Source organism: Microbulbifer sp. SE14, from assembly GCF_059834885.1.
The window spans coordinates 1-24,539 of record NZ_JCBAJA010000020.1; the positions used below are offsets into that span (position 1 = coordinate 1).

Sequence of the window (24,539 nt, forward strand, 5' to 3'; positions counted from 1 at the left end):
CTTCTGGTTTAAGGCGCTTAGCGACCTTGTGATTCAATCTCAACCAGATTAGGGGACTGACCCCTTCCAAAGCTAGATCAATGCCTCGCCGCTTTATTACATCTCCTACAATCAGTGGAACATCAGTTTTCAGTGGCTTCGGGAACACTGAAACGGATAAAACTGGTGGCGGTCAGGCGGCCGGTGCGGGGATCGGCGGAGAGGCCGGCGGTGGGGTCTATCAGGCCGGAGTGCAGCTGGTTCCCGCGGTAGATCAGCGCCCGATTGAACTGCGCATCGAAGTGGGCAATCTGCTCGAACAGCTGGCTGTCGCCGCCGGCATAGCCTTGGGGCGGCGACGCCATCACCTGCTGCTTGAGCTCGGCGGCGTAACCGTGCAACCGCCCCGCGTCGATGGACTCGAAACCGCTGGCGCGGTGGCGGTAGAAGGCAGTGCCGCCGAAGTGCGGCGCGCACAGGTAGTGCACCACCGCCAGCTGGTCGGGGTCGCTGCTGTCGAAGTGCGGCAGCCGCTGTATCGGCCGCAGTTTTTCCGGCGGTGCGGTGGCGATGGACAGGGCGCACAGCAGCGGCTCGGCGGTGGCAGCGGCGGGCAGCCGGAACACCTCGCGCAGGGTTCTATCCAGGGCGCGGCACAGGTTCTGTGCATAGGCCGATGGCAGCGGCTTGCGGATCCCCGGGTAGTAATCGCCGGAGCGGGCGCTGAAGCCCGGTGCCGAAGCGGCGTATTCCAGCAGCGATTCCGGCTCGGCCGCCAGTCCGTCCACCACCAGCACCGGCAGCTGCTCATTGCCGATGGCGTTGACTTCCCAGCGCGGCTCTGCTGCGCAGGCAAATTTCCTTTCCACCGTCAGGCGGCCGTGGCGGCGTCGCGGCGATTCCTTCGCTCTATCAGCGAGTAGATATGCCCCAGGGATGTGAGCATGGTGTGGATGCGGGCCAGCTGGCCACTGGCGTGCAGCTGCTGCAGCGGTTCGCCGTCCAGCGATTGCAGTTTTTCCTCATCCACCGTGTAGAGCCCTTCGATGCGCTGCGACGAATCGTCGGCAAAGGTCACCTCGAGGCGCATCGGCGCAATCAATTCCAGCTCCTGTAACTGTTGCACGAACTCGACGCCCTGCCGCTCGCCGTCGAGCAGCTGCGCCAGTATGCCTTGCATCTTCTGCAGGTAGGACGTGGCCGCACCGCCTTCGTCGAACAACCGCTCACCTTTGTTTCGCACGCAGGGGCTGTCCTCGTCGATACATACCAGCGGTTGGCCACCGTCATCGGTGCCGACGAAAAACGGCTGGCGGGCGATGTTCAGCGGCGTGTACAGCGATTCCCAGCTGCCGCCCTGCCAGAACAGGTTTTCTCCCTCGGCGAAACCGAACAGGGCCACGCAGACGAACTGGCCGGTCTCCGCGTTCTTGGTCAGCACTATCGGGTAGTCGATTGCCAGCTTCAGGAATTCGCCCGGCATCACCGGCACCATGTGCAGCGCCGCGCCCTGCTGCTCGATCTTGCTGGTATCGATGCTCAGATTTCGGTGGTGCTCGCTGTTCAAGGCTACCAGTCTGGTCATGGTTTTTACCTCGCCGTTTTTTATCGGAATGAATCAAATCGCCTGCAGGCCGTACTCGTGAATTTTTTCCAGCAGTTCGCGGTGCTTCGGCAGCGCGGCCAGCGCGCGGGCGGTGGCCTTCTGGTTGGCGGCGAAGTGTTCCGCTGCGGCCTTACCGTCGCGCAGCCGGTGCGCCAGACTGCCGACCTCCGTCTCAAAACCCATGCCGTAGAGCACATACTGGTAGCTGGCCGCCGGGAACACCTCTTTGTTGCTGGTGAAATCGCAGTCCGCCGGCGGGCGGTGGCGCCACAGGGCCAGCAGTTCCCGCAGGCTGTCCGGTACCGAGGCCGGGTCGCGGTTGTCGCGCCAGAAGGCCTCCTCGCGCCGGCTCAACAAATAGTGCAATTTCAGGAAGTCGACGATGCGGTCCCAGCAGTAGCGGAAGGTGTCGTTGAAGCGGCGCGCGGTGATATCCATCACGTCGCGGCGCGCCGGCAGCTGTTCGGCGATCATCTCCGCCGACAGCTCCACCAGCACCAGTGCCGAGGCCTCGAGCGGTTCCAGGAAGCCCGCCGACAGGCCCACCGCCACGCAGTTATTGACCCAGAACTTTTCCCGGTGGCCGCAGTGGATGCGGATCTCGCGCACCGATAGTTTGTCGATGGCCGGGCCAACATAGTCGCGCAGCCGCTGTTCCGCCTGGGCCGCTGAAGTGTGGCCGCTGGAATACACATAGCCGACGCCGCGGCGGCGGGTCAGGCCGATATCCCAGATCCAGCCGGCGTCCTGGGCGGTGGAAATGGTGTGACAGGCGATGGGGTCGTCTTCCTTTTCGTAGGGCACCTGCACCGCCAGGGCGCGGTCGATAAACAACACATCGCCGCGATCGACAAAGGATACCTGATAGTGGCCGCCGAGCAGGCGCGAGGAAAAGCCGGTGCAGTCCACGAACAGGTCGCCGGCCAGCGCGCCGGAGTTGCGCATATTCAGGGATTCGATATCGCCATTGGGTTTAATGTTTACCGACAGCACCTCGTCGCGCAGGTGGCGCACCCCCAGATTCTGCGTGCAGTGGCGCTCCAGCAGCCGGGCGAATCTGCCCGCGTCCAGGTGGTAGGCGTAGTTGGCCACCGAGGCGAATTCCGGCGTGGTCATCTGCTTCGGCGCCAGGCCGCGTTCGCACAGTTGCTCCTGGTAGCAGACCGCATTGGAGAAGGACTGGCCGTACGGTTTCAGGTCGCGCTGCCAGTAGGGGGCCAGGTGCATCTTGGTAAAGCCCTGGGGCAGCACCAGCGGGTGGTAGTAGAAATCGTCTTCGCCGCCGTTGACCCAGCGCGCGAACTTGGCGCCCTGCTTGAAGGTGGCGCCACACTTGCGCAGGAATTCGCTCTCGGAAATGCCCAGCTTGCGCAGGGTGTTGCGCATCGTCGGCCAGGTGCCCTCGCCGACGCCGACGGTGGGAATATTCGGGGCCTCGATCAGCGTGACCTCGATGCCGCCGTCTCCCGCATGCAGCGCGGCGATGCGCCCGGCGGTGATCCAGCCGGCGGTGCCGCCGCCGACCACCACCACGGATTTTGTCGGTCTGTCTGTCGGTTCTTTCATGGCCGATCTCGTTATCAGTGATTAAACGGGCTCCCGCAGGGTCGGAGACCTGGGTGGATTCAGATCCACTCTAAAGTTCTTATGCGCCGGCAAAAAGGGCCGCAGCCCGTTTCGGGCGGCGGCCAAGGAGAGGCGACAAACGCCTACAAGCCGGGCGCCCAATCGGCGGGCGCCCGGCACTGTCCTCTTTTACCTCTTCCTTTTTAGAAGGTAGCGCGCAGGCCCAGCGCAAAGCGCCTGCCGCTGTCTTCCGCCAGCAGGAAGTGGTTGCTGTAGCGGCCGTGCTTCAACAGCGTTTCCTCGGTCAGGTTCAGGCCTTCGAAGAACACCGTGATGCTGTCGCTGACGTCGTAGCTGGCGCTCAGGTCCCACTGCTGGTATTCGTCGACGAAGGTCGGCTCGCCGCTGACATTCTGCACCAGGGACTGCAGGAACTCGTCGCGCCAGTTCCAGGCCAGGCGCGCCTGGAAGGGGCCCTTCTCGTAGAAGCCCACCAGGTTGAAAGAGTCGCTGAGACCGGTCAGGGCGAAGGTCTGGGTCACGTCGTCCACATCCAGTTCCGCGTCGCTGTCCACCAGGGTGGCGTTGGCGATCACGCCGAAGCCGGTGTCGGCGAAGCTGTGCTGCACCGCCAGTTCCAGGCCGTCCACCGCGGCGCTCTCGCCGTTGCTGGGCTTGGTCAGGGTGAACACCGCCACGCGGTCGTTGGCATCCACCGCGTTCTGCGGATCCTCGCCCGGGGCTATGCCGGTGATATCGCCGGTGGAGGGATCGGTCACCTGTTGGCCATCACTGTTGGTGAAGGTCTGCTCCTCGGTGGTGCTGATAATGAAGTTCTCCACATCCTTGCGGAAGTAGCCCACCGAGACATAGCTGCTGTCACCGTAGTAGTACTCCAGGGACAGGTCCAGGTTGTCGGAGGCGAAGGGCTCCAGTTCCTGGTTGCCGGAGCTGGAGCGCAGGTTGCCGCCCTGGCGGGTGGTGTTGATCACGGTGACCGGCGACAGCTGGTCCAGGGTCGGGCGGGTCAGGCTGCGCGAGGCGGCGAAGCGGGCCACCAGCGAATCGGTGATATCCAGCTTCACGTCCATATTCGGCAGCACCGCGTTGTAGCTGGAGTCGGCGCTCAGCGGCTGGGCCTCGCCCACCACTGCCTGCAGCTCGGTCAGGTCGAGGATATCCAGGCGTTGCAGCGGTGACTCGGTCCCCTCGACGGTGACGTCGGTGTTCTCCACGCGCACGCCGCTGTGTGCGGTCAGCGGCATGCCCGCCAGCTCGCCGGCGAATTCCAGTTCCAGGTAACCGGCGAGGATGTCTTCCTGCACCTCGTAGGAATTGTTGCGGCGCACCGCGTCGTAGCTGATACCGGCGATATCCTCCAGGTAGGCGAACAGCTGCTCGCCGTCGTGGGCCAGCCACCGGGTGGTCAGGTTTCCACTGCCGCTGACGTCACCGAGGAAGCCGGAGCCGGCGTCGAACACGCGCATGTACTCATCGGGAATATCGATACCCTCCGGGTAGCCGCAGAAGGTGCAGTGCACGCCGTTGGCCTCGTCGGTGAGGCGCACATTCTCCTTGGTCTGCTGCGAGTAGAGCAGGCCGAATTTGGCCATGGTCAGGCCGCTGGAGCTGCCCTCGTCCCAGGTGCCGTCGAGGCGGAACTGGTTCACCCGGTCCTCGGTGGCCCAGCCGCGGCGCAGCATCACGTGGGCGCGGCCGTTGCCCGGGTCCAGGTAGTCGCTCACCCCGGCCTGCACGCCGTCGGCGTTGTAGATGGTGCTGTCGGCGGACTGGAACTCGCTGGAGTGCGGCAGTATCTGCCCATCGTGGATCTGCAGGCGCGAGCGGTTCAGGTAGCCGATCAGCGACAGCTGGTTCTCGCCACCGTTGTTGCCGGCGCGCTCGGCGCGGGAGCTGGAGGCATCGAAGCTGAGGTTCAGGTTTTCGCTCGCCACCCAGTCGACGTTGACCCCGAACTGGGAGGTCTCGGTCAGGCGGTCGAATTTCTTCGCGTGGAAGTCGGTCGCGTGGCCCACTTCCTGGAACAGGTCTATGGCGGTGCCGTTCTCGTCGAGGACGATATTTTCCAGGTTGTCGGCGGTGAACCAGTGGCCGAAGGAGGTGGCGTCCGTCTCGATATCGAAGTCGGAATAGATACCGTCGACGGTCACCTGCAGCTCGTCGCTGGGCGCGAACTGCAATACCAGGCTGCCGTTGGTGCGAGTGCGCTCCTCGAAGGTCACCTTGGTGTCGAAGTTCTGCGGAATAAAGGTGTTCTGCGAGCGGCTGGCGGAGTCGTCTATCTCGCCCGGGTCCACGTTGCCGAGCACGTTGGTGAGCCAGCCGTCGGTCTGCGCCTGGTTCAGGCGGGTGCTGCGCTCCTGGTGGGACAGGGACAGCAGCACGCCGAACTTGCCGTCGGCGAAGGTGTTGCTGACCAGGCCGGACACCTGCGGCGACGACTCGCCGCTGTTGTCGTCATACAGGCTCTTGACACTGCCGGCGACCTTGAGGCCATTGAAGTCGAAGGGGCGCGCGGTGGTCACATTCACCGTGGCGCCGACGCCGCCGGACTGGCGGGTGGCGGTAGAGGTCTTGTGCACCGCTATGCCCTTCACCAGCTCCGAGGCCAGGGTATCGAAGCTGAATTCGCGGCCCTGGTTCTCGGTGGCCATCTGGCGGCCGTTGACCAGTACCGTATTGAACTGCGGGCCGAAGCCGCGCACGGTGATCAGTTGGCCCTCGCCGCCGGAGCGGTCGATGGAAACCCCGGTAATGCGCTGCAGGGATTCCGCCAGGTTGGTATCGGGAAACTTGCCGATATCCTCGGCGGAGATGGCATCCACCACGCCGCTGCCGTCGCGCTTGATATCCACAGCGCGCTGCAGGCTGGCGCGGATGCCGGTGACCGCCACTTCCTCGATGGTATTCGCCTGCTGACCATCATCGCTCTGTGCCTGGGTGCCAGCGCCGGTCATGGCAGCCATGACCGACAGAATGGCGCTGGACAACTGATTCTTCTTATACACTGTGCTCGACCCTCCGATGGGATGTCCCGCTGTTATTGTCAGCTGGCCACCGTCGCCCACCATCGCCCTGAGGCCCGTTCCCTTCAGCAGTATCGCAACCGCCTCGTCGACCGGGTAATTCCCCACCAGCCGCTGTGCCTCGATTTCCCGCACTTCGTCGAAGGGGAAGATCAGGGTCACGTCGGCCTGCTCGGCAAATTCCGTGAGCGCGATGTCCGCTCTCTGCCGGGGAATATTGAAGGGGGTTTTTTCGTGTAGGCGAGCGCCATCCGCCAGCAACGATGAGGAACTCATCATCAGCAGGCCGAAGGTCAAACTCTGGAATAAAGCCCTGTCGTCCTTCCCCGTCGCCGCCGTTGTGGCGGCGTGGTTAGAAGACGACCCGGCTGAAAATTTCCGCCATCGGGTCACAGGTATTTGTGCATCTAGTTATTATTTTTGCAGTTTTTCTCTCACGCCCCATTGAAAGGAATTAGCGGACTCCTTTCAATGGCTATCCCGCCGTGCGGGGCACATAATTTTTCTCGCGGACCGACTCTGCAAACCGCACCAATATTGTGCAGCGGCGCCGGCCGGCCCGCCTCCCCCTCTGCTGGGGTTTGCTCAACGCGCCTCTTTGTGGGCCTCGCGGCGCGCCCTGAGCACCACCGTCTGCGCGTCGAGTCGCTCGCTGGCGATATCGAAGTTACTGTCCAGGGTGCTGAGCAGGCCCTTGACGTCGCCGGTGCGGAAGAGTCCGGCCACGCGCACACCCTTCAGCTGTTCGTCCTCGATGCGGAACTGCACCGATGTATAGCGGCTGATCTCGGCCATCGCCTGCTCCAGCGGCTCGCCGCGGAACACCAGGTTGCCGCTGCGCCAGGACAGGCGCGCATCCATATCCGCCGGCTCCATTTTTTCCACCTGTTCCGGGCCGGCCTGCGGCTGCCGCTCACTCATCAGCAGCCGCTCGCCGCCGGATACCGCGGTGGCGGTGGCGGGCAGCGGCTTCGGCTCCCTGCGCGCCGGCCCGCCCGCCTCGCCCTCGCGGTCAGCGACCCGCACCCTGCCCTCGGTGACGATCAGCTCCACGCGCCTGTCGCGCAGCAGCTGCACATTGAAGGCGGTGCCCACCGCCTGTACCACCCGCCCGGCGGCCAGCACGCTGAGCGGGCGCTGCTTGTCGTGCGCCACCTGCACGTTGAGCTCGCCCCGCTCCAGTTCGATCAGGCGGTGGGCCGCGGTGTAGTGCACGCGCACCAGGCTGTCGGTGTTGAGTACCAGCACCGAGCCGTCCGGCAGGTTGACCGTGGAGTGCTCGCCGATCGCGGTCTCGTAGAGACTGTCGACATTGGAGGCCATCCGGGATTCGGGCAACAGCAAAACGCCCGGCAGGGCGCCCGACTGCCACAGGACGGCGCCCACCAGCAGCAGCACCGAGGCGGCCGCGGCCAGCCAGCCGGGAGCCAGCAAATTGGGAGATGGCCGCGGTTTCTTTTCCGCCGCCGGCGGAAACAGGTCGGCGAGCCGGGACAGGATGTCCATCTTGTCCCACAGCTCCGCCACCTGCATGAAGGTGTCATGATTCTCGCGGCTGGCCGCCAGCCAGCGCTGGAAATCGCGGGTCTCGGACTCATCCAGGCCGCGGTCGAGTTTCGCCAGCCATTCGCTGGCCTCATCCAGGCAGCGCTCGGGGTCCGGCAGCCGGTAAACGTTGCTCATTTCTGCCCCCCGCGGCCGGCCCTGGGCCCGCCGGTTTTTGACGCGTCACTGTTGCGCTGCTGCAGCATAAACAGGGTGCAGCGCTTGATCCCTGTGGCGATATGTTTTTCCACCGTACTCTCACTGATATCCAGCTCGCGGGCTATCTCCCGCTGCGAATAGCCGTAGACCTTTTTCAACACGAATGCGCGGCGGCACTGGATCGGCAGCTGCCGCACCGCCTCGCAGAAGTGCGCGAACTCCTCGTTGCTGGCCACAGCCTCGAAGGTGCGGTCGCTCGCGTGACCCAGGTCGAGCCCAAGGTCGAGCTCCTCGTCCATGCTCACCGTCAATCGCGACTCGGCGCGCTTCACGTAGTCCAGCGCCAGGTTGCGCGCAGTGCGCAGCATGAACGAGCGCGGCTGCTCTATGGTGCCGCGCTTGGCCGCCTGGCAGACCCGCACATAGGTCTCCTGGACTATGTCCTCAATCTCCTTCGGCGGCGCTATGCTGGAGACCAGCCGCGCCAGACTGCCGCGAACACCGAGGAAGATGTTCGCCAGCCTGTCATCATTCGCCATAAGACCGCTCAATATTATTGAAATTATTATGTTTCCACGCGGGTAGACGACTCGGGAAAAGTTTTCCCCCAGTGCCCCGCCGAATTCTTAAAAAAAACCTGCACCCCGTATATTTTCGCTTTTCTCCTCCGATGGAATTGGTTAGCTTCGGCGCGCTCGCACAATAATAACCGCTGTTCGCGCCCTCCTTTCAGTCAGTGGGCCCCGGCAGTCGCGCGCCGAAGCAGTGGACAAAACCAACTTGGGAGTCACCCTATGTCAGCGGAAAACCTGGGCCAGATACGCCTGCTCACCCTGGTCGCCTGTCTCGGCGGCCTGCTGTTCGGCTACGACACCGCGGTCATCTCCGGCGCCGTCGGCTCGCTGAAGAGCCAGTTTATCCTGCCCCAGGCACTGGGCGAGGCCCAGGCCAATTCGCTGCTCGGCTTCGTCGTCTCCAGCGCACTGATCGGCTGCGTGATCGGCGGCGCCGCCGCCGGCTACCTGAGCCACCGCTTCGGCCGCCGCAGCATATTGCTGCTGAGCGCGGCGCTGTTCAGCCTGTCCGCGCTGGGCTCGGCACTGCCGGAGCTGGGCTTCGCCGCCGTCGGCAGTGACTATATCGTACTGGAGCAGTTCGTCTTCTACCGCATCATCGGCGGCATCGGCGTCGGCATGGCCTCGATGCTGTCGCCGATGTATATCGCCGAGATAGCCCCGGCCCACGCCCGCGGGCGGCTGGTGTCCTACAACCAGATGGCGATCGTGACCGGCATCGTCGGGGTCTACTTCGTCAACTACAGTATCGCGCTCGCCGGCGACACGGCCTGGAACCAGGCCTGGGGCTGGCGCTGGATGTTCGCCTCCGAGCTGCTGCCGGCGCTGCTGTTCTTCGCCCTGCTGCTGCGCGTGCCCGAGAGCCCGCGTTGGCAGGTGCTGAACGGCCAGGCCGGGCAGGCGCTGGCGACCCTGACCCGACTGCAGGGCGCCGAGGCCGCGACCGCTTCCATGCGCGAGATAGAAAAGTCCGGCAGACAAGTCGGCGGCAGGCTGCTGTCCTTCGGCGCCGGCCTGCTGCTGATCGGCATCATGCTGTCCGCCTTCCAGCAGTTCGTGGGCATCAACGTGGTGCTCTACTACGCGCCGGAAATCTTCAAGAGCATGGGCGCAGGCACAGACGCGGCCATGCTGCAGACGGTGGTGGTGGGCGCCATCAATGTGATCTTCACCCTGGTGGCGATCAAGACCGTGGACCGCTTCGGGCGCAAGCCCCTGATGATCTCCGGCGCCCTGGGCATGGCGGTGGCCATGCTGGCCCTGGGCACCAGTTTCGCGCTGCAGGCCACCGGCACCGCCGCGCTGCTGTTTATGCTGCTGTACGTGGCCTGCTTCGCCTATTCGTGGGGCCCGGTGTGCTGGGTGCTGCTCGCGGAGATATTCCCCAACAGCATCCGCAGCAAGGCGCTGGCGGTGGCGGTGGCCGCGCAGTGGATCGCCAACTACCTGGTGTCCTGGACCTTCCCGATGATGGATGGCAACAGCGCACTGGTGGAACGCTTCCACCACGGCTTCGCCTACTGGCTCTACGGCCTGATGGCGCTGCTGGCAGCGGGGCTGGTGTGGAAGCTGCTGCCGGAAACCAAGGGCAAGACCCTGGAGGAGATGGGAGAGCTGTGGCAGAAGGAGCCTGCCGCTGGCGGCGGCACTGCCGAGCCGCTGCCGCAGAACTGAGATTCGCCCGACTGAAAACCGGGAACCCGCCCCCTGCGCGGGTTCTCGCGTTTTACAGGTCGCGAAACAGCAGTGGATGCTCCGCCGGCGCCGCCGCCAGTTCCGTCTCGCTCAACAGGGGCGCGCCGTCGTCGCGGTAGATGCGCCCGATCAGCAGGCGCGGCTGCACCAGCAGCGAAGTGGAGGACAGGGTGTCGTTGTAGACGGTCAGGTCGATTGCGCCGCTGTCGATGTTCAGCGCCAGCGGGTAGTCGCTGGTGTGCACCAGCCTGCGGCCCAGCTGCTCCCAGTTGTCCGGTATCGAGCCGGAGGCCCGCAGCCGCTCCAGCAGCGCCCAGCCCTCGGCGTCGTCCCCCTGCAGTGTCTCCATGGTGAGATAGAGGGCCAGGCCGCTGGCCAGCGCGCGGCCGTTGTGCAGCCGCGGGCGCAGGCCCTCGGGGTTCATCACCAGCTCATAGATATTGGCATCGCCCTCCAGCAACCGGGGCGAAACGCGGGGCAGGAAGAAGGCCAGCCAGGCGCGGTTCACCGCCAGCAGGCGGCCGTAGTTGTCGTGCACGAAGGCCGGCGCCGGCTCTGTCTGCTGCAGCGCCGTGCGCATCGCCTTGCGGATCCACACCGACAGCTCCGGGCAGTCGAACACCGACTGGTCGGCGGAGAAGCCAGCCGCGGTCAGCAGGTAGGCGCGGTCCCGCGCCGACAGTCCGAAGATATCCGCCAGCGTCTGCGCGACGATGCGCGAGGGCTTGGAGCGGCCGGTCTCGAGGAAGCTGATATGACGGGTGGACACCCCAAGCGGCTCGGACAGCTGCTCCTGGGACAGGCCGGAGGCCTTGCGCCAGAAGTGCATCAGGCGGCCGAAGGCGCTCTCGCCCCTGGACTTCTCGACCAGGGCCAGCGGGGATGGCTTCATGGTTGGCACTTCTCGTTACGCTGTTTCGGGCCAATATAAAACGAATCCGCCGCGACCGCCTAGTGACCACTCACAAGGGCCCAAGACTGGTAGAATCCCCGCCTCGCTCAAACCGAAGATTTAAGCCCAGAATGACCAAGCTGAACCCCCGCCAGGCGGAGGCGGTGAAATACGTCGACGGCCCCTGCCTGGTCCTGGCCGGCGCAGGCTCCGGCAAGACCAGCGTGATCACGCGCAAGATCGCCTACCTGATCGAGGAGTGCGGCTATGCCGCGCGCAATATCGCCGCGCTGACCTTCACCAACAAGGCCGCCCGCGAGATGAAGGAGCGGGTCGGCAAGCTGCTGGCGGGCGCGGACGGCAAGCGCTCCAGGGCCAGCCATGGCCTGACGGTGTCCACCTTCCACAACCTGGGCCTGAATATCCTGCGCAGGGAGTACCGCGCGGCAGGCTTCAAGCCCGGCTTCTCCATCTTCGACGCCGAGGACGCCCGCGCCCTGATCAAGGAACTGATGCTGCGCGACGGCGACCTGGACACGGACCTGCTGGACCGGGTGCAGAACCAGATCTCCAACTGGAAGAACGACATGCTCACCCCGCGCAGGGCCCTGGAGCAGGCGCAGAGTCCGGGCGAGCAGGCCATCGCCGTGGCCTACGGCCGCTACTGCGACGCACTGAAAGCCTACAACGCGGTGGACTTCGACGACCTGATCCTGCTGCCGGTGCAGCTGTTCGACACAGACCCGGAACTGCTGCAGCGCTGGCGAAAGAAGATCCGCTACCTGCTGGTGGACGAGTACCAGGACACCAACAATTCGCAATATCTGCTGGTGAAACTGCTGGTCGGCGGCCGCGGCGGCCTCACCGTGGTGGGCGACGACGACCAGTCCATCTACGCCTGGCGCGGCGCGCGCCCGGAGAACATGAGCGCGCTGAAGACCGACTTCCCCAATCTGCGCCTGATCAAGCTGGAGCAGAACTACCGCTCCACCAGCCGCATCCTCAAGGTGGCCAACCACCTGATCGCCCACAATCCACACGAGTTCGACAAGGCGCTCTGGTCCGACCGCGGCCTCGGTGAGGAGATACGCGTGCTCAAGGTGGCGAATGAGAACGAGGAAGCGGAGCGGGTCGCCAACGAGATATTCCTGCAGAAGGCGCGCCGCGGCTGCAAGTTCATGGACTTCGCAGTCCTCTACCGCGGCAACCACCAGGCGCGCCTGATAGAAATGAAGCTGCAGGAAAACCAGATCCCCTACCAGATGTCCGGCGGTACCAGCTTCTTCGCCCGCGCGGAGATCAAGGACGTGATGGCCTACCTGCGGTTGCTGGTTAACCCGGACGACGACAACGCCTTCCTGCGCATCATCAACACCCCGCGCCGGCAGATAGGCACCAGCACCCTGGAGGCCCTGGGCAACTACGCCAAGGGCCGCGAGATATCCATGTTCAGCGCCTGCTCCGAGATCGGCTTCAGGGAGCATATCAACGAGCAGGGTTACGAGCGCCTGAACCGCTTCGCCCTGTGGCTGGAGGGCGTGCAGCGCAACTGCCGCGAAAACAGCCCCGATGCCGCGTTAAGGGAAATGCTCGACGATATCGACTACGCCGGCTGGCTGTCCCAGAACGCCAGCAGCGAGAAGGTGGCCGAGAAGCGCATGGAGAACGTCTACTGGCTGCTGGAAAGCCTGAACAAGATCATGGAGGGCACCGACGACGAGCTGGAGCAGGATATCCGCCTGGAGCAGGCCATCTCCAAACTGATACTGCGGGACATGCTCGAGCGCCAGGAAGAGGAAGAGGCCACCGACAAGGTAAGCCTGATGACCCTGCACGCGTCCAAGGGCCTGGAATATCCCCATGTGTTCATGATCGGCATGGAGGAAAACCTGCTGCCGCACCGCAACAGCATCGAGGACGACAACATCGAGGAGGAGCGTCGCCTCACCTACGTCGGCATCACCCGCGCGCAGAAGACCCTGACCATGACCCTGGCCGGCAAGCGCAAACAGTTCGGCGAGACCCAGGACACCACCCCCAGCCGCTTCCTCGACGAGCTGCCGGAGGAAGACTGTGTCTTCGAGGGCTTCGGCAAGGCGACGCCGGAGCAGAACCAGGCCAAGGGGGAGGAGACGCTGGGGTCGCTGCTGAGTATGTTTGACTAGTTCGGGCCAGGTGCCACCCCGAGCACTGGCGAACACAAGGTTCGCCCCTACATGGCAGAGTTAACTGATAGCCATAACCCGTCGGCGCGCCCCCGGCACTACCGGTGCTTTGCACTCAAGAGCCGATCCGTAGGCGCCGCGAATGCCTGGAGCGGCTGGAACGAACCTTGTGTTCGCCCAACCCAACCCGCGGGCACAAAAAAGCCGCTCAATGAGCGGCCTTCTCGCAACCAAAGTAAGCAGTCGTTTACTGGCTGCCCTCCACCATATAGTCCACAGCGGCCTTGACCTCGTCGTCGCTGCAGTCCATGCACAGGCCCTTGGCCGGCATCGCATTGAAGCCGTTGATTGCATGGGTGTAGAGCGTATCCATGCCCTTGCCGATACGGGGGCCCCAGGCTCCGGCATCGCCGAACTTGGGCGCGCCTGCAGCGCCGGTACCATGACAGGTGGCACAGGTCGCCTTGTACACATCCTCACCACTGCGGGCCGCGCCGCCCGCCGCCGGCGCCGCGGCGACCGCCGCCGCGCACTCGTCGCCCTGCATGCAGGTCTCGCCTACCGGCGCGATGCGCTGGGCTATCGCCTCGTCCACCGACTGCGCCACTGCAGCGGCCGCACCCGCAACCACGGCCAGCGCCGCCACAACACTCAAAATCTTCTTCATCCTATCCCCCCTGTGGGCCACTTTCCCCTAATGGTCGAACTGGGCGACCCGTAGACTTCCGGCACACCGCCGCATACCTCTACCAGCGGCGCATTATAAGCACTGAGGCGCCCGCTGCGAAGGGCGCCAGCCTTTATTGCCCCGATAGCCCCCAATCCGCTTTGCCGCACAAGCGCCCTTCTGTATAATCCGCGTCCGCACTGGCCACAGGCCAGACCGCGACCCGCCCCTAGCTCAGCTGGATAGAGCGTTGCCCTCCGGAGGCAAAGGTCAGAGGTTCGAATCCTCTGGGGCGGGCCACATACGAAAAAGGCCACCCTCGCGGTGGCCTTTTTCGTATGTGGCCCGCCCCAGGGCTTAGATTCGAGCCTCGGCACCGCGCACGTTTGCTATTATCCCGCCTCGTAGCACTGCCCCAGGAGTTCCAATGACCGACCCGATCCGCCTCACCCAATACAGCCACGGCGCCGGCTGCGGCTGCAAGATTTCCCCCGAGGTGCTGGAAGTGATCCTCGCCGGCAGCGGCGCCCAGAACCTGGATCCGAACCTGTGGGTCGGCAACGCCTCGCGGGACGATGCCGCGGTCTATGCCATCGACGAGGAGCGCGGGGTCGTGTCCACCACCGACTTCTTCATGCCCATCGTCGACGATCCCTACGACTTCGGCCGCATCGCCGCCACCAATGCCATCAGCGACGTCTACGCCATGGGCGGCGATCCGCTGATGGCCATCGCCATCCTCGGCTGGCCGGTGAACCTGCTGTCCGCCGAGGTGGCGCGCGAGGTGATCCGCGGCGGTCGCGCCATCTGCGACGAGGCGGGTATACCGCTGGCCGGCGGCCACTCCATAGACGCGCCGGAACCCATCTTCGGCCTGGCCGTCACCGGCGCGGTGGACAGGCGGTTCCTCAAGCGCAACGACAGCGCCGGCGCCGGCTGTCGCCTCTACCTGACCAAACCCCTGGGCATCGGCGTGCTCACCACCGCGGAAAAGCAGGGCAAACTGCGCGAACAGGACGTGGGCCTCGCCCGCGACTGGATGTGCACCCTGAATAAAGCCGGCAGCCGTTTCGGCCGCCTGGAGGGTGTGAAAGCCATGACCGACGTCACCGGCTTCGGCCTGCTCGGCCACCTGGTGGAGATGGCCGACGGCAGCGGCCTCAGCGCCCGGATCGACTACACCGCGGTGCCGCGCCTGGCCTCCGTGGAACACTACCTGGAACAGGGCTGCGTACCCGGCGGCACCCACCGCAATTTCGCCAGCTACGGCGAGCGCATCGCGCCGCTGGCCGAAGCGCACAAGCTGCTGCTGTGCGACCCGCAGACCAGCGGCGGCCTGCTGGTGGCGGTCGCCCCCGAGGGTGAGGCCGAGTTTCTCGCCACCGCCCGGGAACTGGACCTGGAACTGGCGCCGATCGGCGAGCTGTGCGCGCCGCAGCGCCACGCGGTCGAGGTGGTGTGACGGGGGAAGTCCGGGGCCGACTGCCCTCCCGGAACCCCCTGCCCCCACAGGCGTCTCAGTACGCAAGCCCGGACGACCAGCAACCAGCGCCGCCATGCCCCGATTCCTGAAGCGCCCTCTCAGACTCGCCCTCTGGCTCTGCGCCACCTTTGCGACGGTCACGGCCGTGCCGGTACTGGCACTGCGCTGGATAGACCCACCCACCTCCGCGGTGATCCAGTCCTGGCAGCAGCACAGCGGTCGCGAGGCGCAGCACCAGTGGCGCCCGCTGGAGAAGATCTCCCCCCATCTGCAGATGGCCGTTATCGCCGCGGAAGACCAGAAGTTTCCCCACCACCACGGCTTCGATTTCGCCTCGCTGCAGAAAGCCCTCAGCGAAAACCGCAAGCGCACCCGCGGCGCCAGCACCATCACCCAGCAGACCGCCAAGAACCTGTACCTGTGGAACGGCCGCAGCTACCTGCGCAAGGGGCTGGAAGCCTGGTTTACCCTGCTGATGGAACTGCTGTGGCCCAAGGAGCGGATCCTGGAGGTCTACCTGAATATTGCCGAATTCGGCGAGGGGATCTACGGCGCCGAGGCTGCGGCGAGGAATTTTTTCGGCACATCCGCGCGGAATATCAACCGCCGGCAGGCGGGGCTGATGGCGGCGGTACTGCCGAGTCCAAAGCGAATGTCTGCGAAAGTACCGTCCCGCTATGTGCGCAGCCGCGCATCGACCATCGACCGGCAGGTGCGGCAACTGGGCGGCACCGGTTACCTGAAGGGACTGTGAAGGCGGAGTCCCGGTTCCGACCGGCCATTCACTGCCCTGTGGATCCGGTGATGTCCGACAATACAATTCCGGCGTTTTCCGGCGCAACCATTTATTGGGTGACAACGTGAAGCAAACCTGCAGGGCCCTGCTTGTCGTATCGATGTTCTTCACCATAGCCGCGCCGTCGAATGCGGCCCAACCGAATGCGGCCCAACCGAATGCGGCCCAACCGGACTGCACCAGGCCCGACAAGTGCAAGGCCCTGGAACTGCACAACCAGGTGCGAAAACAGCTGAACGCCGGCCGCCTGCCCAACAGCCCCAAGCCGAGCCCGCCGGTGGCGATGCTGGAATACGACCAGGCACTGGCGCGCACCGCCCACAACTGGTCGGCGGCCCAGTGCAATTCCCGCCCCGGTCACAACAGCAAACGGCGGGAGCACTTTATCGCCAACGGCGGCAACCCCGCCTATCCCTCGGTGGGTGAAAATATCTTCTACTACTCCGCGCGCCTGCCGGAGAAGGACGCACTGGCACAGGCGGTGGCCAGCTGGGCCGCGGAAGCCGGGCAGTATCGATACCGCCCTTTCAGGGACCTGAAGACCGGCCACTACAGCCAGCTGATCTGGAACACTGTGGATGCGTTCGACGCGCATGGAAAGAAGCTGCCCCGCGCTGTGGGCTGCGGGGTTTATTACTGCGTAAAGGGAAACTTCAGGACCATAGTGACCTGCAACTATGCCCCGGCGGGCAATATCTACAGGCACCTGCCCTACCGGATTGACTAGAAAACCCGCCTTTGCAGGGTGCGCCATGCGCACCGAAATGCGCCGACGCCATACCCGACCGTCACGGTGCGCGCGGCGCACCCTACCGCCCTTTCCTCTTCCTGAAGAAAACTGATTGTAACGAATCAGTCACACCACCGTATCAATCGGCCTCTAGTATCCAGCACCTCGAAACACCGATAACCAGTGCTGGAGTCACCATGAATAGAGCAGCAAAAAGGACCTTTCCTGTTTCCATCCTGTCCTGCCTGATCGCGGCGGCAGCCGCGCCTTCGGTTCAGGCGCAGCAGGGCGATTCGGACATGCTGGAAGAGATCATCGTCACCGCGCAGAAGCGCGAGCAGTCGATCTTGGATGTGCCGCTGACGATCAGCAGCCTGGACGGGGAGACCCTGAAAGACCTGGGCATCGACCGCTTCGACAGCCTGTCGGACATGGTGCCCGGCCTGGTGGTGCAGCAGCAGAGCGTCAACAACAACGGCTATGTGATCCGCGGCATCACCTCCGACGACGGCAGTGCGCCCGGCGCCGCGCGGGTTTCCGTCTACCTGAACGGCAGCGACGTGTCCCGCTCCCGCGCCTCCTATTTCGAGGTGTACGACATGGAGCGCATCGAGGTGGTCAAGGGGCCGCAGGCCACCCTGTTCGGCACCGCGGCCTCCATCGGCGCCATGAGCTTTATCACCGCCAAACCACAGCAGGAGTTCGCCTCCGAGCTGACCGTCGGCGCCGGCGATTACGATATGCGCAAGGTCGAGGGCATGGTCACCGGCGGCAGCGACACAGTGCAGGGGCGCCTGGCCTTCGTTTCCCGCGAGCGCGACGGCCATGTGGAAAACACCAGCGGCGAGGCGGACCTGAACGGCTACGAGCGGTTCGCCTACCGCCCCAGCCTGCGTATTGCGCCCAGTGAGAGCCTGACCATCGACCTGGTCTACAACTACGACAAGGCCGAGGACCCGGGCACCGCCTTCGTCAACGAAGCAGTCCTGTTCACCGACAATGCCGCGCTCGGCGTGCCGGACAACGATGTCCTCGGCATGGACGATATCGGTGTGGACCGCACCGTGAAGGACTTCAACGCGACCGTGTCCTGGGACATCGGCGACAGCCTGGTGCTGACCTATATCGGCGCCCGACGCGATTACGACTCCCTCGAGGCCTTCGATGCCGACGGCACCGGCTTCGAGATTCTGAATTTCTCCGAAGAGGCCAGCGGCGACCAGAGCAGCCACGAACTGCGCCTGAATTTCAGCGGCGATCAGTTGAACGGCTTCGTCGGCGCCAGCTATTTCCGGGAGGAGGCGGAGCAGTTCGTCGGCTTCGCCACGGAAGAGGGGCTCTACCTCAGCTGCGCCGGCGTTTTCGCGCCCGCCATCGAGAGCTGCGAGCCGAACTCCACCGCACTGCTGAGCGGCGGCCTGCTGTCCGCCCTGCCCTACGAGAGCTTCTACGCCAACGGCGCCGACAACAGCAGCCTGAACCTGTTCGCCGACGTCTCCTACCAGATCACCCCGGACCTGGAGGCCACCGTCGGCGCGCGCCTGGTGGAAGAGGAGCGGGAATCCAGCTATCGCAGCGAGCTGCCGCCCTCGGCGATACTGGCCGCCCAGGGCATCAACAGCGACCTCTTCTTCGGCCTGGCGCTGAACACCCAGGGCCAGACCATCGACGGAAATACCGACAACTCCGCCGTGCTGCCGCGCTTCAACCTGCTCTACACCCTGAACGACAGCGTCAACCTCTACGGCACCATCTCCCGGGGCGAGCGCTCCGAAGTGGTCGACGTGTCCGCCGGTGTGGAGAGCATCATCCCCGCCGAGGAGATCACCAATTACGAATTGGGTATCAAGGGCCGCCTGGCCGACACAGCGCTGGATTACTCGCTGGCCGTCTTCTACCAGGACTACGAGAATTTCCAGGTCAATGTGGTCGACCAGGACAACGGCCAGGTCCGCACCGAAAACGCCGGCTCCGCCACCAACACCGGTATCGAGGCGGACCTGCGCTGGAGCGCTTCCGAAAACCTGATGCTGCTGGCCAACGCCGCCTATATCGATGCCGGCATCGACGACGACCCGGCCAACGGCAACTACGCCGGCAACCAGTTCCGCCTGCAGCCGGAGGTGACCGGCGCGGTCAGCTATATCTACGAAATGCCGATCAACGCCGGCCTGCTGTTCACCAGCAGCGGCAGCTGGAGCTACCGGTCCTCGGTCTATTTCGATATCGAAAACCGCTTCGAGGAAGACGCCGTGGACCTGCTCAACCTGCGCGCGGGCGTCGCCGCCAGCGACCGCAACTGGACACTGAACCTGGCGGCGAGCAACCTGCTGGACGAGGAGTACATCATGGACGCGGGTAACACCGGCAGCGCCTTCGGCTTTCCCACCTATATCCAGGGCGCGCCGCGCACCCTGAGCCTGGAGTTCAGCAAACGGTTCGGCGCTTTCTGATCACTGGCAGTACTGCCCACAAACAAAAATGCCAGCACCTTCGCGCGCTGGCATTTTTTCAAGGAAGTCCCGTAACTACTCACCCCTGTGGGAGCCTGCTTGCAGGGCCAAGCCGCGAGCTTACAAAGAGCAGCTTTGTTCGCGGGTTGGCGACCCGCCAGGGATGGCGGGACCGGGGCCTGATCGAACGCGTCTCCGTCTCGCCATGGATGGCAACTGGAGACCTATTGCCGGCACGGTTCGCCTGCAAGCAGGCTCCTACAGCGTGGCTTCGTTATACCGACGCAGGCCGGAGTGACGAAGTGGGTTTGGATCAGACCAGGCTGTGCACCACCCGGTGGCTGCCGGCCTCGGCAAACTCGGTGCTGAGGACATTGTCGATAAACTTCCACTCCGCCTGCACCTGATCTTTGCGGAAGGTCAGCGCCATATAGCCGCGCTGGTGCAGGTTGCAGTACTGCAGGTCGTCGACCAGCAGCGACATGCCCCGGGCCAGTTCCTGCGCAGACTCGTCGTCCAGCTTCAGATAGCTCTCCATCCCCGGTGAAGTGACACTGGGCGCGGCGAATTCCAGCCCCACCAGTTGGCCATTCGCATCCTTCAGGTGATTGAACCAGGCATTGTGGGTATCCCCCGCCACCACCACCAGGTTCTTTTCCAGCTCGCTGGCGCGCCGGTACAGCGCCTCGCGCTCCACCGCGTAGCCGTCCCAGGCGTCCAGGTTGTAGGGCACCAGCTGCTCAAGCCGCGCGCGCTGGGCATCGCTCAGGGGCTCGCCCTTGAGGCTGGCCGCCTTCAGGGCCACAAGCTCGGGGGTGGGGTCCTGCTTCTTACCGCCGGAAGCGAAATTCATCATGATTTCCGCCGGCAGGTGCATCTTGCCCATCAGCACCTGCTGGCCCAGCAGCTGCCAGTGGCCGGTGGATTTCTCCAGCGCCTCGTCCAGCCAGGCGAGCTGCGATTTGCCGAGCAGGCTGCGCTCGGGGTCGGCCATTGCCGCGGCGAAGGAGCGGCCATCGAAGCTGCCGTCATCACCGATATAGCCGGCGAAATCGATCTGCCGGTCGCGGCCGATCACGCGGGTGTCGAGCATGTGCAGGTCCAGCAGGTCGCCGAAACGGAAGCTGCGGTAGATCTGCGGGTGCCGCTCGCCCATCGGCGGGCGGATCGGCAGCCACTCGTAGTAGGCCTGTACCGCCGCCGCGCGGCGGGCGAAGAAATCGCCCTCGCCCTCGTTGTGGTTTTCCGCCCCTTCCTTCCAGGTGTCGTTGGTGATCTCGTGGTCGTCCCACACGGCGATAAAGGGCGCGGCCGCGTGCAGCGCCTGCAGGCCGGCGTCGGAGCGGTAGAGGGCGTAGCGCTTGCGGTAGTCGGTCAGGGTCAGAATCTCGCCGCCGTTGTCCTCCGGCAGCGCGCGGCCGATTTCCGCCGAGCGCTCGGTGGCGTAGCCGTCGGCGGGGTATTCGTAGATGTAATCCCCCAGGTGCAACACCGCGTCCCAGTCGTCGCTCTGCGCGGCCAGTTGATAGGCATTGAAATAGCCGGCGGGATAGTTGGAGCAGGAGAAAACGGCCAGCTTCACCTGCTCCACGCCGCCCGCGGGCAGTGTCTTGGTGCGGCCGACCTGGCTCTGCTCGCTGGCGCCGACAAAGCGGTAGAAGTAGCTGCTGCCCGGCTGCAGGCCCTGCACATCGATCTTGATGGTGTAGTCCCGGGCCAGATCCGTCTCGGCGCTGCCGCGGCGCAATACGTCCGCAAACTCCCTGTCCCGGGCCAGTTCCCAGGTCACCTTCACCGGCCCCGCCGGTGCACCGCCCCCGGCCGGTGTGGCCCGGGTCCAGAGGATCACCGCATCCTGCAGCGGGTCGCCGCTGGCGACGCCGTGCTCGAAGGTGACCTCCGAGGGCAGCTCGGGGCGGGTCATCGCCTGCAGCGGAGTGGATACCAGCACGCCGCCGGAAGTAGCCAGGGCGGCCTTGATGAAGTTGCGTCGGGTGAATCTGTTCACGGTTGTCACGCCTGTCTTGTTCTGGTTATCGGATGGCCTCACAGCTTAGCGGGGGAGTATGACAGCCCGGCTAAATAGCAGTGAAGCGGCCAATTCTCACCCGCCCAACCTTTTGCAAATTGGCCGTATTCTGCCTATATTGGCCGTATTCCAACGATTTGGCCGTCAAAATGGTATCCAACCCCAAGAAAATGGCCGTATTCGAGGCGCTGGCAGAGGCCCGGGAGCCCGTTGGCCTCCCCGTACTCCTGGAGATGCTACCCCCCGGTTTTGCAGAGCGCTCGGTGCGCCGCTGGCTGGGCGAACTGGCAGAAGAAGGCCTGGTCATCAAATCCGGCCAAAAGCGGAGTACCCGCTATCAGCTCAACCCCTCCCGCCAGGGCGAACCCGGTACATACGGTGAGTCGGTCTTCAGCCCTGCGGCGCAGGAAGCCATCAATTACGTCAGGCAGCCGCTATTCAAACGGAAACCCGTGTCCTATAACCGGGAATGGTTTGAGAGCTATAGGCCCAACCGAAGCAGCTATTTCAATAAAGGCGAGATGGAGGCGTTGGCCGAAAGCGGGCAAAGGGTATCCGCGCGGGAGCCAGCAGGAACCTACGCCAGGCGAATCTACAACCGCCTGCTGATCGATCTCTCCTATAACTCATCCCGACTCGAAGGCAATACCTATTCGCTGATCGACACCGAGCGCCTGCTTATAGAAGGCAGGAGTGCCGAGGGCAAGCTGGATGAGGAGATGGTCATGATCCTCAACCACAAAGAGGCGATACGCCACCTGGTCGAGGGGGTGTCGAGAGTAGAGGTCAGCTACGACGAAATCTGTACCCTGCACTACCTGCTGTCCGACGGCCTGGTGCCCGCGCGCTATTCGGGAAAGATCCGTGATCACGGCGTGCGGGTCGGAGCATCGACCTACGTGCCATTGGAAGGGCCACAGGTGCTGGAGCGGCAATTGCTGACCATCGCCGACAGGGCTGCCACTATTCGCAACCCCCACGAGCAAAGCCTCTTCCTGCTGATTCATATCGCCTACCTGCAGGCCTTTACCGACGTCAACAAGCGCACCGCCCGCCTCAGCGCCAATATTCCGCTGCTACTGAATAACCTGGTTCCCCTTTCCTTCAATTCGATCGGAAAAGATGACTACGCCTCGGCTATGATCGCCATTTACGAACTCAACGATGTCAGGCCACTGGTGGACCTCTACCGCACCTCCTACCTGCGCGGCTGCCAGGAATACGACGCAACTGCGGAAGCCATGGGGTTTGACGAGATTCGGGTGCGTTACCGCGATCAGCGGCGGCAGGTCATCCGTGAAGTGATTGCCAACCGTCTTACCGGCAAGGCGCAGCGTGCCCGCATCGTTGAGATGGCAAGACAACTGATTCCCGACGGAGACCGGGATGGCTTTATTGAAGATGTCATGGAAGATCTGGAAGAAATATCCCCCCAGCGGATTGCCGGGCTGGGAATTACCCGACAGCAGTTGGCGCTATGGCTGGAGTCACGGCAGAGAGAAATGAAATGAAACGAGTTTGCTTACCCACCCTGCTGTTACTCCTCACCGGCTGCGGTCCGGATCAGTTCGCCGGCGGCACCGCACTGCCGGACGGCTCCGTCTATAGGGGCGATCTCGAAAACGGCCTGTTCCACGGCCAGGGCAAGCTGACCTGGCCGGATGGCCGCACCTACGAGGGCGAGTTCCGGCAGGGCCGGATGACCGGTCGGGGGCGGTTTGACTACGGCGATGGCTGCATCTACGAAGGCGAGTTCCTCAATGGCAATCTCAGCGGCAGCGGCCGCTACGACTGCGGGGAGACCGCATGGGAGGGAGAGTTCCAGCAGGGGGAACTGCTGAAAGGCTCCGTCTCCTGGCAAGGCGGGGAAGTCTACGAAGGGGAGTTCCTGGAATGGCAGCCCCACGGCCAGGGGCACCGGACAACCACCGAGGGCGCCCACTACGAGGGCACCTTCGAAAACGGCTACCTGGTGCAGGGCAGCTACCGGGACCAACAGGGCTATCGCTACCAGGGCGGCTTCGAATACTCCTACTACGCCGGCGAGGGGGAACTGACCCAGCCGGACGGCACCATCATCCGCGCCACCTTCGAGTACGGCGAGGCCAGTGGCGAGGGCGTGCGCATCCGCGTGGACGACAAGGGCGAACCGCTGGAGGAAGCGGGCTATTTCGTGTCCGGCCAGTACTACCCGAGCAAGCAGGCCTGGCGCGGCAACGACAGGCAACAGCGGGCCGCCGTGGAAGCGCGCCTCTACTCCGAGTCCGACCGACTGCAATCTGCTTTCTCCTCACTGGCCCCGCAACGGCCCGGCGTGCGCGATGTGTACCTGCTGATCGTCGGCGGCGACGGCACCTCGCCCGTGTTTGCCAAGGAGGTGGACTGGGTGTCGCAAAGGCTGGGCAGCGTACTCGATATCGAGCAGCGGCAGCTGCGCCTCTCCAACGGCGGCGGCGACAGATTCCCCCTCGCCACCCGCACCAGCGTGCGCGAAAGCCTGAAGGCGCTGGATGACCTGATGGACCCGGAGGAAGACCTGCTGCTGGTGCATCTGGTCAGCCACGGCGGCGACAACGGGGACTTCAAGCTGGCCGAGCAGAAGCTGCCGCTGAACGACCTGTCGGTGGCGGACGGTAAGCAATGGCTGGACGGCCTCGAGGCCCGGCACCAGTGGATCATCGTCTCCGCCTGCTATTCCGGCCTGTGGAAAAATGCCCTGGCCAGCCCCGAGCGCGCCGTATTCACCTCCGCCGCCGCGGACCGCACCTCCTTTGGTTGCGGCGATGACTCGGAGCGCACCTGGTTCAGTGCGGCGCTCTACGGCGACGCGCTGGAAACCGGTGTCGACGATCCCGCGGCCTGGTTCGCCGCCGCAAACAAGCGGGTTACCGAGATGGAAAAGGAACAGGGTATCGAGGAAGACGCGCACTCGCTGCCGCAGCATGCGGTGGGCGCGGAGTTTTTGCGCTGGTGGAGACCTTAAGGGCGATTTAGCGCCACCAGTCTGTCTACGACACCTCCGCGAGGCTTTCCCAATTCGAGAGACACTGTCTCTCGAATTGAACCGATTCCGTTGGCCGGTCGAAAAATTTCCTTAAGCAACTCTAAATCTCGTCATTCCGGCGCAGGCCGGAATCCAGAAACTCCGTAGC

The 24,539-nt window shown here is 64.3% G+C and carries 17 protein-coding genes and 1 tRNA gene; 9 read left to right on the plus strand and 9 right to left on the minus strand.

Annotation, left to right across the window (positions count from 1 at the left end):
* Positions 1-122: 122 nt before the first annotated feature.
* From AC6R19_RS14315 to AC6R19_RS14340, 6 genes are all read right to left on the minus strand, one after another.
* Positions 123-848: a DUF6445 family protein gene (locus AC6R19_RS14315; RefSeq protein ID WP_500580518.1), complete on the minus strand. Its 726-nt coding sequence runs from the start codon at positions 846-848 to the stop codon at positions 123-125.
* Positions 849-850: 2 nt separating this feature from the next.
* Positions 851-1,564 (minus strand): SapC family protein, encoded by a 714-nt coding sequence (locus AC6R19_RS14320; RefSeq protein ID WP_500580519.1) that lies wholly within the window; start codon positions 1,562-1,564, stop codon positions 851-853.
* A gap of 33 nt (positions 1,565-1,597) precedes the next feature.
* Positions 1,598-3,151 carry a tryptophan halogenase family protein gene (locus tag AC6R19_RS14325; RefSeq protein ID WP_500580520.1) on the minus strand — a complete coding sequence of 518 codons (1,554 nt, stop codon included), beginning with the start codon at positions 3,149-3,151 and terminating at the stop codon, positions 1,598-1,600.
* A gap of 203 nt (positions 3,152-3,354) precedes the next feature.
* The gene (locus tag AC6R19_RS14330) at positions 3,355-6,477 is read right to left on the minus strand and encodes a TonB-dependent receptor (protein WP_500580521.1); all 3,123 of its coding nucleotides are present in this window, start codon (positions 6,475-6,477) and stop codon (positions 3,355-3,357) included.
* Positions 6,478-6,783: 306 nt separating this feature from the next.
* A complete protein-coding gene (locus AC6R19_RS14335) occupies positions 6,784-7,881 on the minus strand; it encodes a FecR family protein (protein ID WP_500580522.1) in 1,098 nt (365 codons plus the stop codon).
* Positions 7,878-8,441, minus strand: coding sequence for an RNA polymerase sigma factor (locus tag AC6R19_RS14340; RefSeq protein WP_500580523.1), 564 nt, complete (start codon positions 8,439-8,441; stop codon positions 7,878-7,880). Before AC6R19_RS14340 ends, AC6R19_RS14335 begins: the two co-directional genes overlap by 4 nt.
* 111 nt (positions 8,442-8,552) lie before the next feature.
* On the opposite strand from AC6R19_RS14340, the gene xylE reads away from it, so the two are divergent.
* The gene (xylE, locus tag AC6R19_RS14345) at positions 8,553-10,151 is read left to right on the plus strand and encodes a D-xylose transporter XylE (RefSeq protein ID WP_500580591.1); all 1,599 of its coding nucleotides are present in this window, start codon (positions 8,553-8,555) and stop codon (positions 10,149-10,151) included.
* A 52-nt stretch (positions 10,152-10,203) separates the two neighbouring features.
* Here xylE and AC6R19_RS14350 read toward each other — a convergent pair whose 3' ends face one another.
* Positions 10,204-11,064 carry a helix-turn-helix domain-containing protein gene (locus AC6R19_RS14350; RefSeq protein WP_500580524.1) on the minus strand — a complete coding sequence of 287 codons (861 nt, stop codon included), beginning with the start codon at positions 11,062-11,064 and terminating at the stop codon, positions 10,204-10,206.
* A 131-nt stretch (positions 11,065-11,195) separates the two neighbouring features.
* On the opposite strand from AC6R19_RS14350, the gene rep reads away from it, so the two are divergent.
* The gene (gene rep, locus AC6R19_RS14355; RefSeq protein WP_500580525.1) at positions 11,196-13,229 is read left to right on the plus strand and encodes a DNA helicase Rep; all 2,034 of its coding nucleotides are present in this window, start codon (positions 11,196-11,198) and stop codon (positions 13,227-13,229) included.
* 247 nt (positions 13,230-13,476) lie between these two features.
* Here the strand turns inward: rep and AC6R19_RS14360 are convergent, their stop codons facing one another.
* A complete protein-coding gene (locus tag AC6R19_RS14360; RefSeq protein ID WP_500580526.1) occupies positions 13,477-13,896 on the minus strand; it encodes a c-type cytochrome in 420 nt (139 codons plus the stop codon).
* A 223-nt stretch (positions 13,897-14,119) separates the two neighbouring features.
* On the opposite strand from AC6R19_RS14360, the gene AC6R19_RS14365 reads away from it, so the two are divergent.
* The 5 genes from AC6R19_RS14365 (at position 14,120) to AC6R19_RS14385 (ending at position 19,358) form a co-directional block, all read left to right on the plus strand.
* Positions 14,120-14,196: transfer RNA gene (locus AC6R19_RS14365), tRNA-Arg, on the plus strand.
* Between the two features lie 127 nt (positions 14,197-14,323).
* Positions 14,324-15,358, plus strand: coding sequence for a selenide, water dikinase SelD (selD, locus tag AC6R19_RS14370; RefSeq protein WP_500580527.1), 1,035 nt, complete (start codon positions 14,324-14,326; stop codon positions 15,356-15,358).
* Positions 15,359-15,452: 94 nt separating this feature from the next.
* Positions 15,453-16,133: a monofunctional biosynthetic peptidoglycan transglycosylase gene (gene mtgA / locus AC6R19_RS14375; RefSeq protein WP_500580528.1), complete on the plus strand. Its 681-nt coding sequence runs from the start codon at positions 15,453-15,455 to the stop codon at positions 16,131-16,133.
* A gap of 106 nt (positions 16,134-16,239) precedes the next feature.
* Positions 16,240-16,902 (plus strand): CAP domain-containing protein, encoded by a 663-nt coding sequence (locus tag AC6R19_RS14380; protein ID WP_500580529.1) that lies wholly within the window; start codon positions 16,240-16,242, stop codon positions 16,900-16,902.
* A 200-nt stretch (positions 16,903-17,102) separates the two neighbouring features.
* Complete coding sequence (locus AC6R19_RS14385; protein ID WP_500580530.1) at positions 17,103-19,358, plus strand: TonB-dependent receptor; 2,256 nt, start codon at positions 17,103-17,105, stop codon at positions 19,356-19,358.
* Positions 19,359-19,671: 313 nt separating this feature from the next.
* On the opposite strand, the gene AC6R19_RS14390 is transcribed toward AC6R19_RS14385, so the two are convergent.
* The gene (locus AC6R19_RS14390; RefSeq protein ID WP_500580531.1) at positions 19,672-21,366 is read right to left on the minus strand and encodes an alkaline phosphatase D family protein; all 1,695 of its coding nucleotides are present in this window, start codon (positions 21,364-21,366) and stop codon (positions 19,672-19,674) included.
* Positions 21,367-21,536: 170 nt separating this feature from the next.
* Here AC6R19_RS14390 and AC6R19_RS14395 point away from each other — a divergent pair, with 170 nt between their 5' ends.
* Both AC6R19_RS14395 and AC6R19_RS14400 read left to right on the plus strand, forming a co-directional pair.
* Positions 21,537-22,898: a Fic family protein gene (locus tag AC6R19_RS14395; protein WP_500580532.1), complete on the plus strand. Its 1,362-nt coding sequence runs from the start codon at positions 21,537-21,539 to the stop codon at positions 22,896-22,898.
* Positions 22,895-24,370, plus strand: coding sequence for a C13 family peptidase (locus tag AC6R19_RS14400; protein ID WP_500580533.1), 1,476 nt, complete (start codon positions 22,895-22,897; stop codon positions 24,368-24,370). The genes AC6R19_RS14395 and AC6R19_RS14400 overlap by 4 nt, the downstream gene beginning before the upstream one ends.
* Positions 24,371-24,539: the final 169 nt, after the last annotated feature.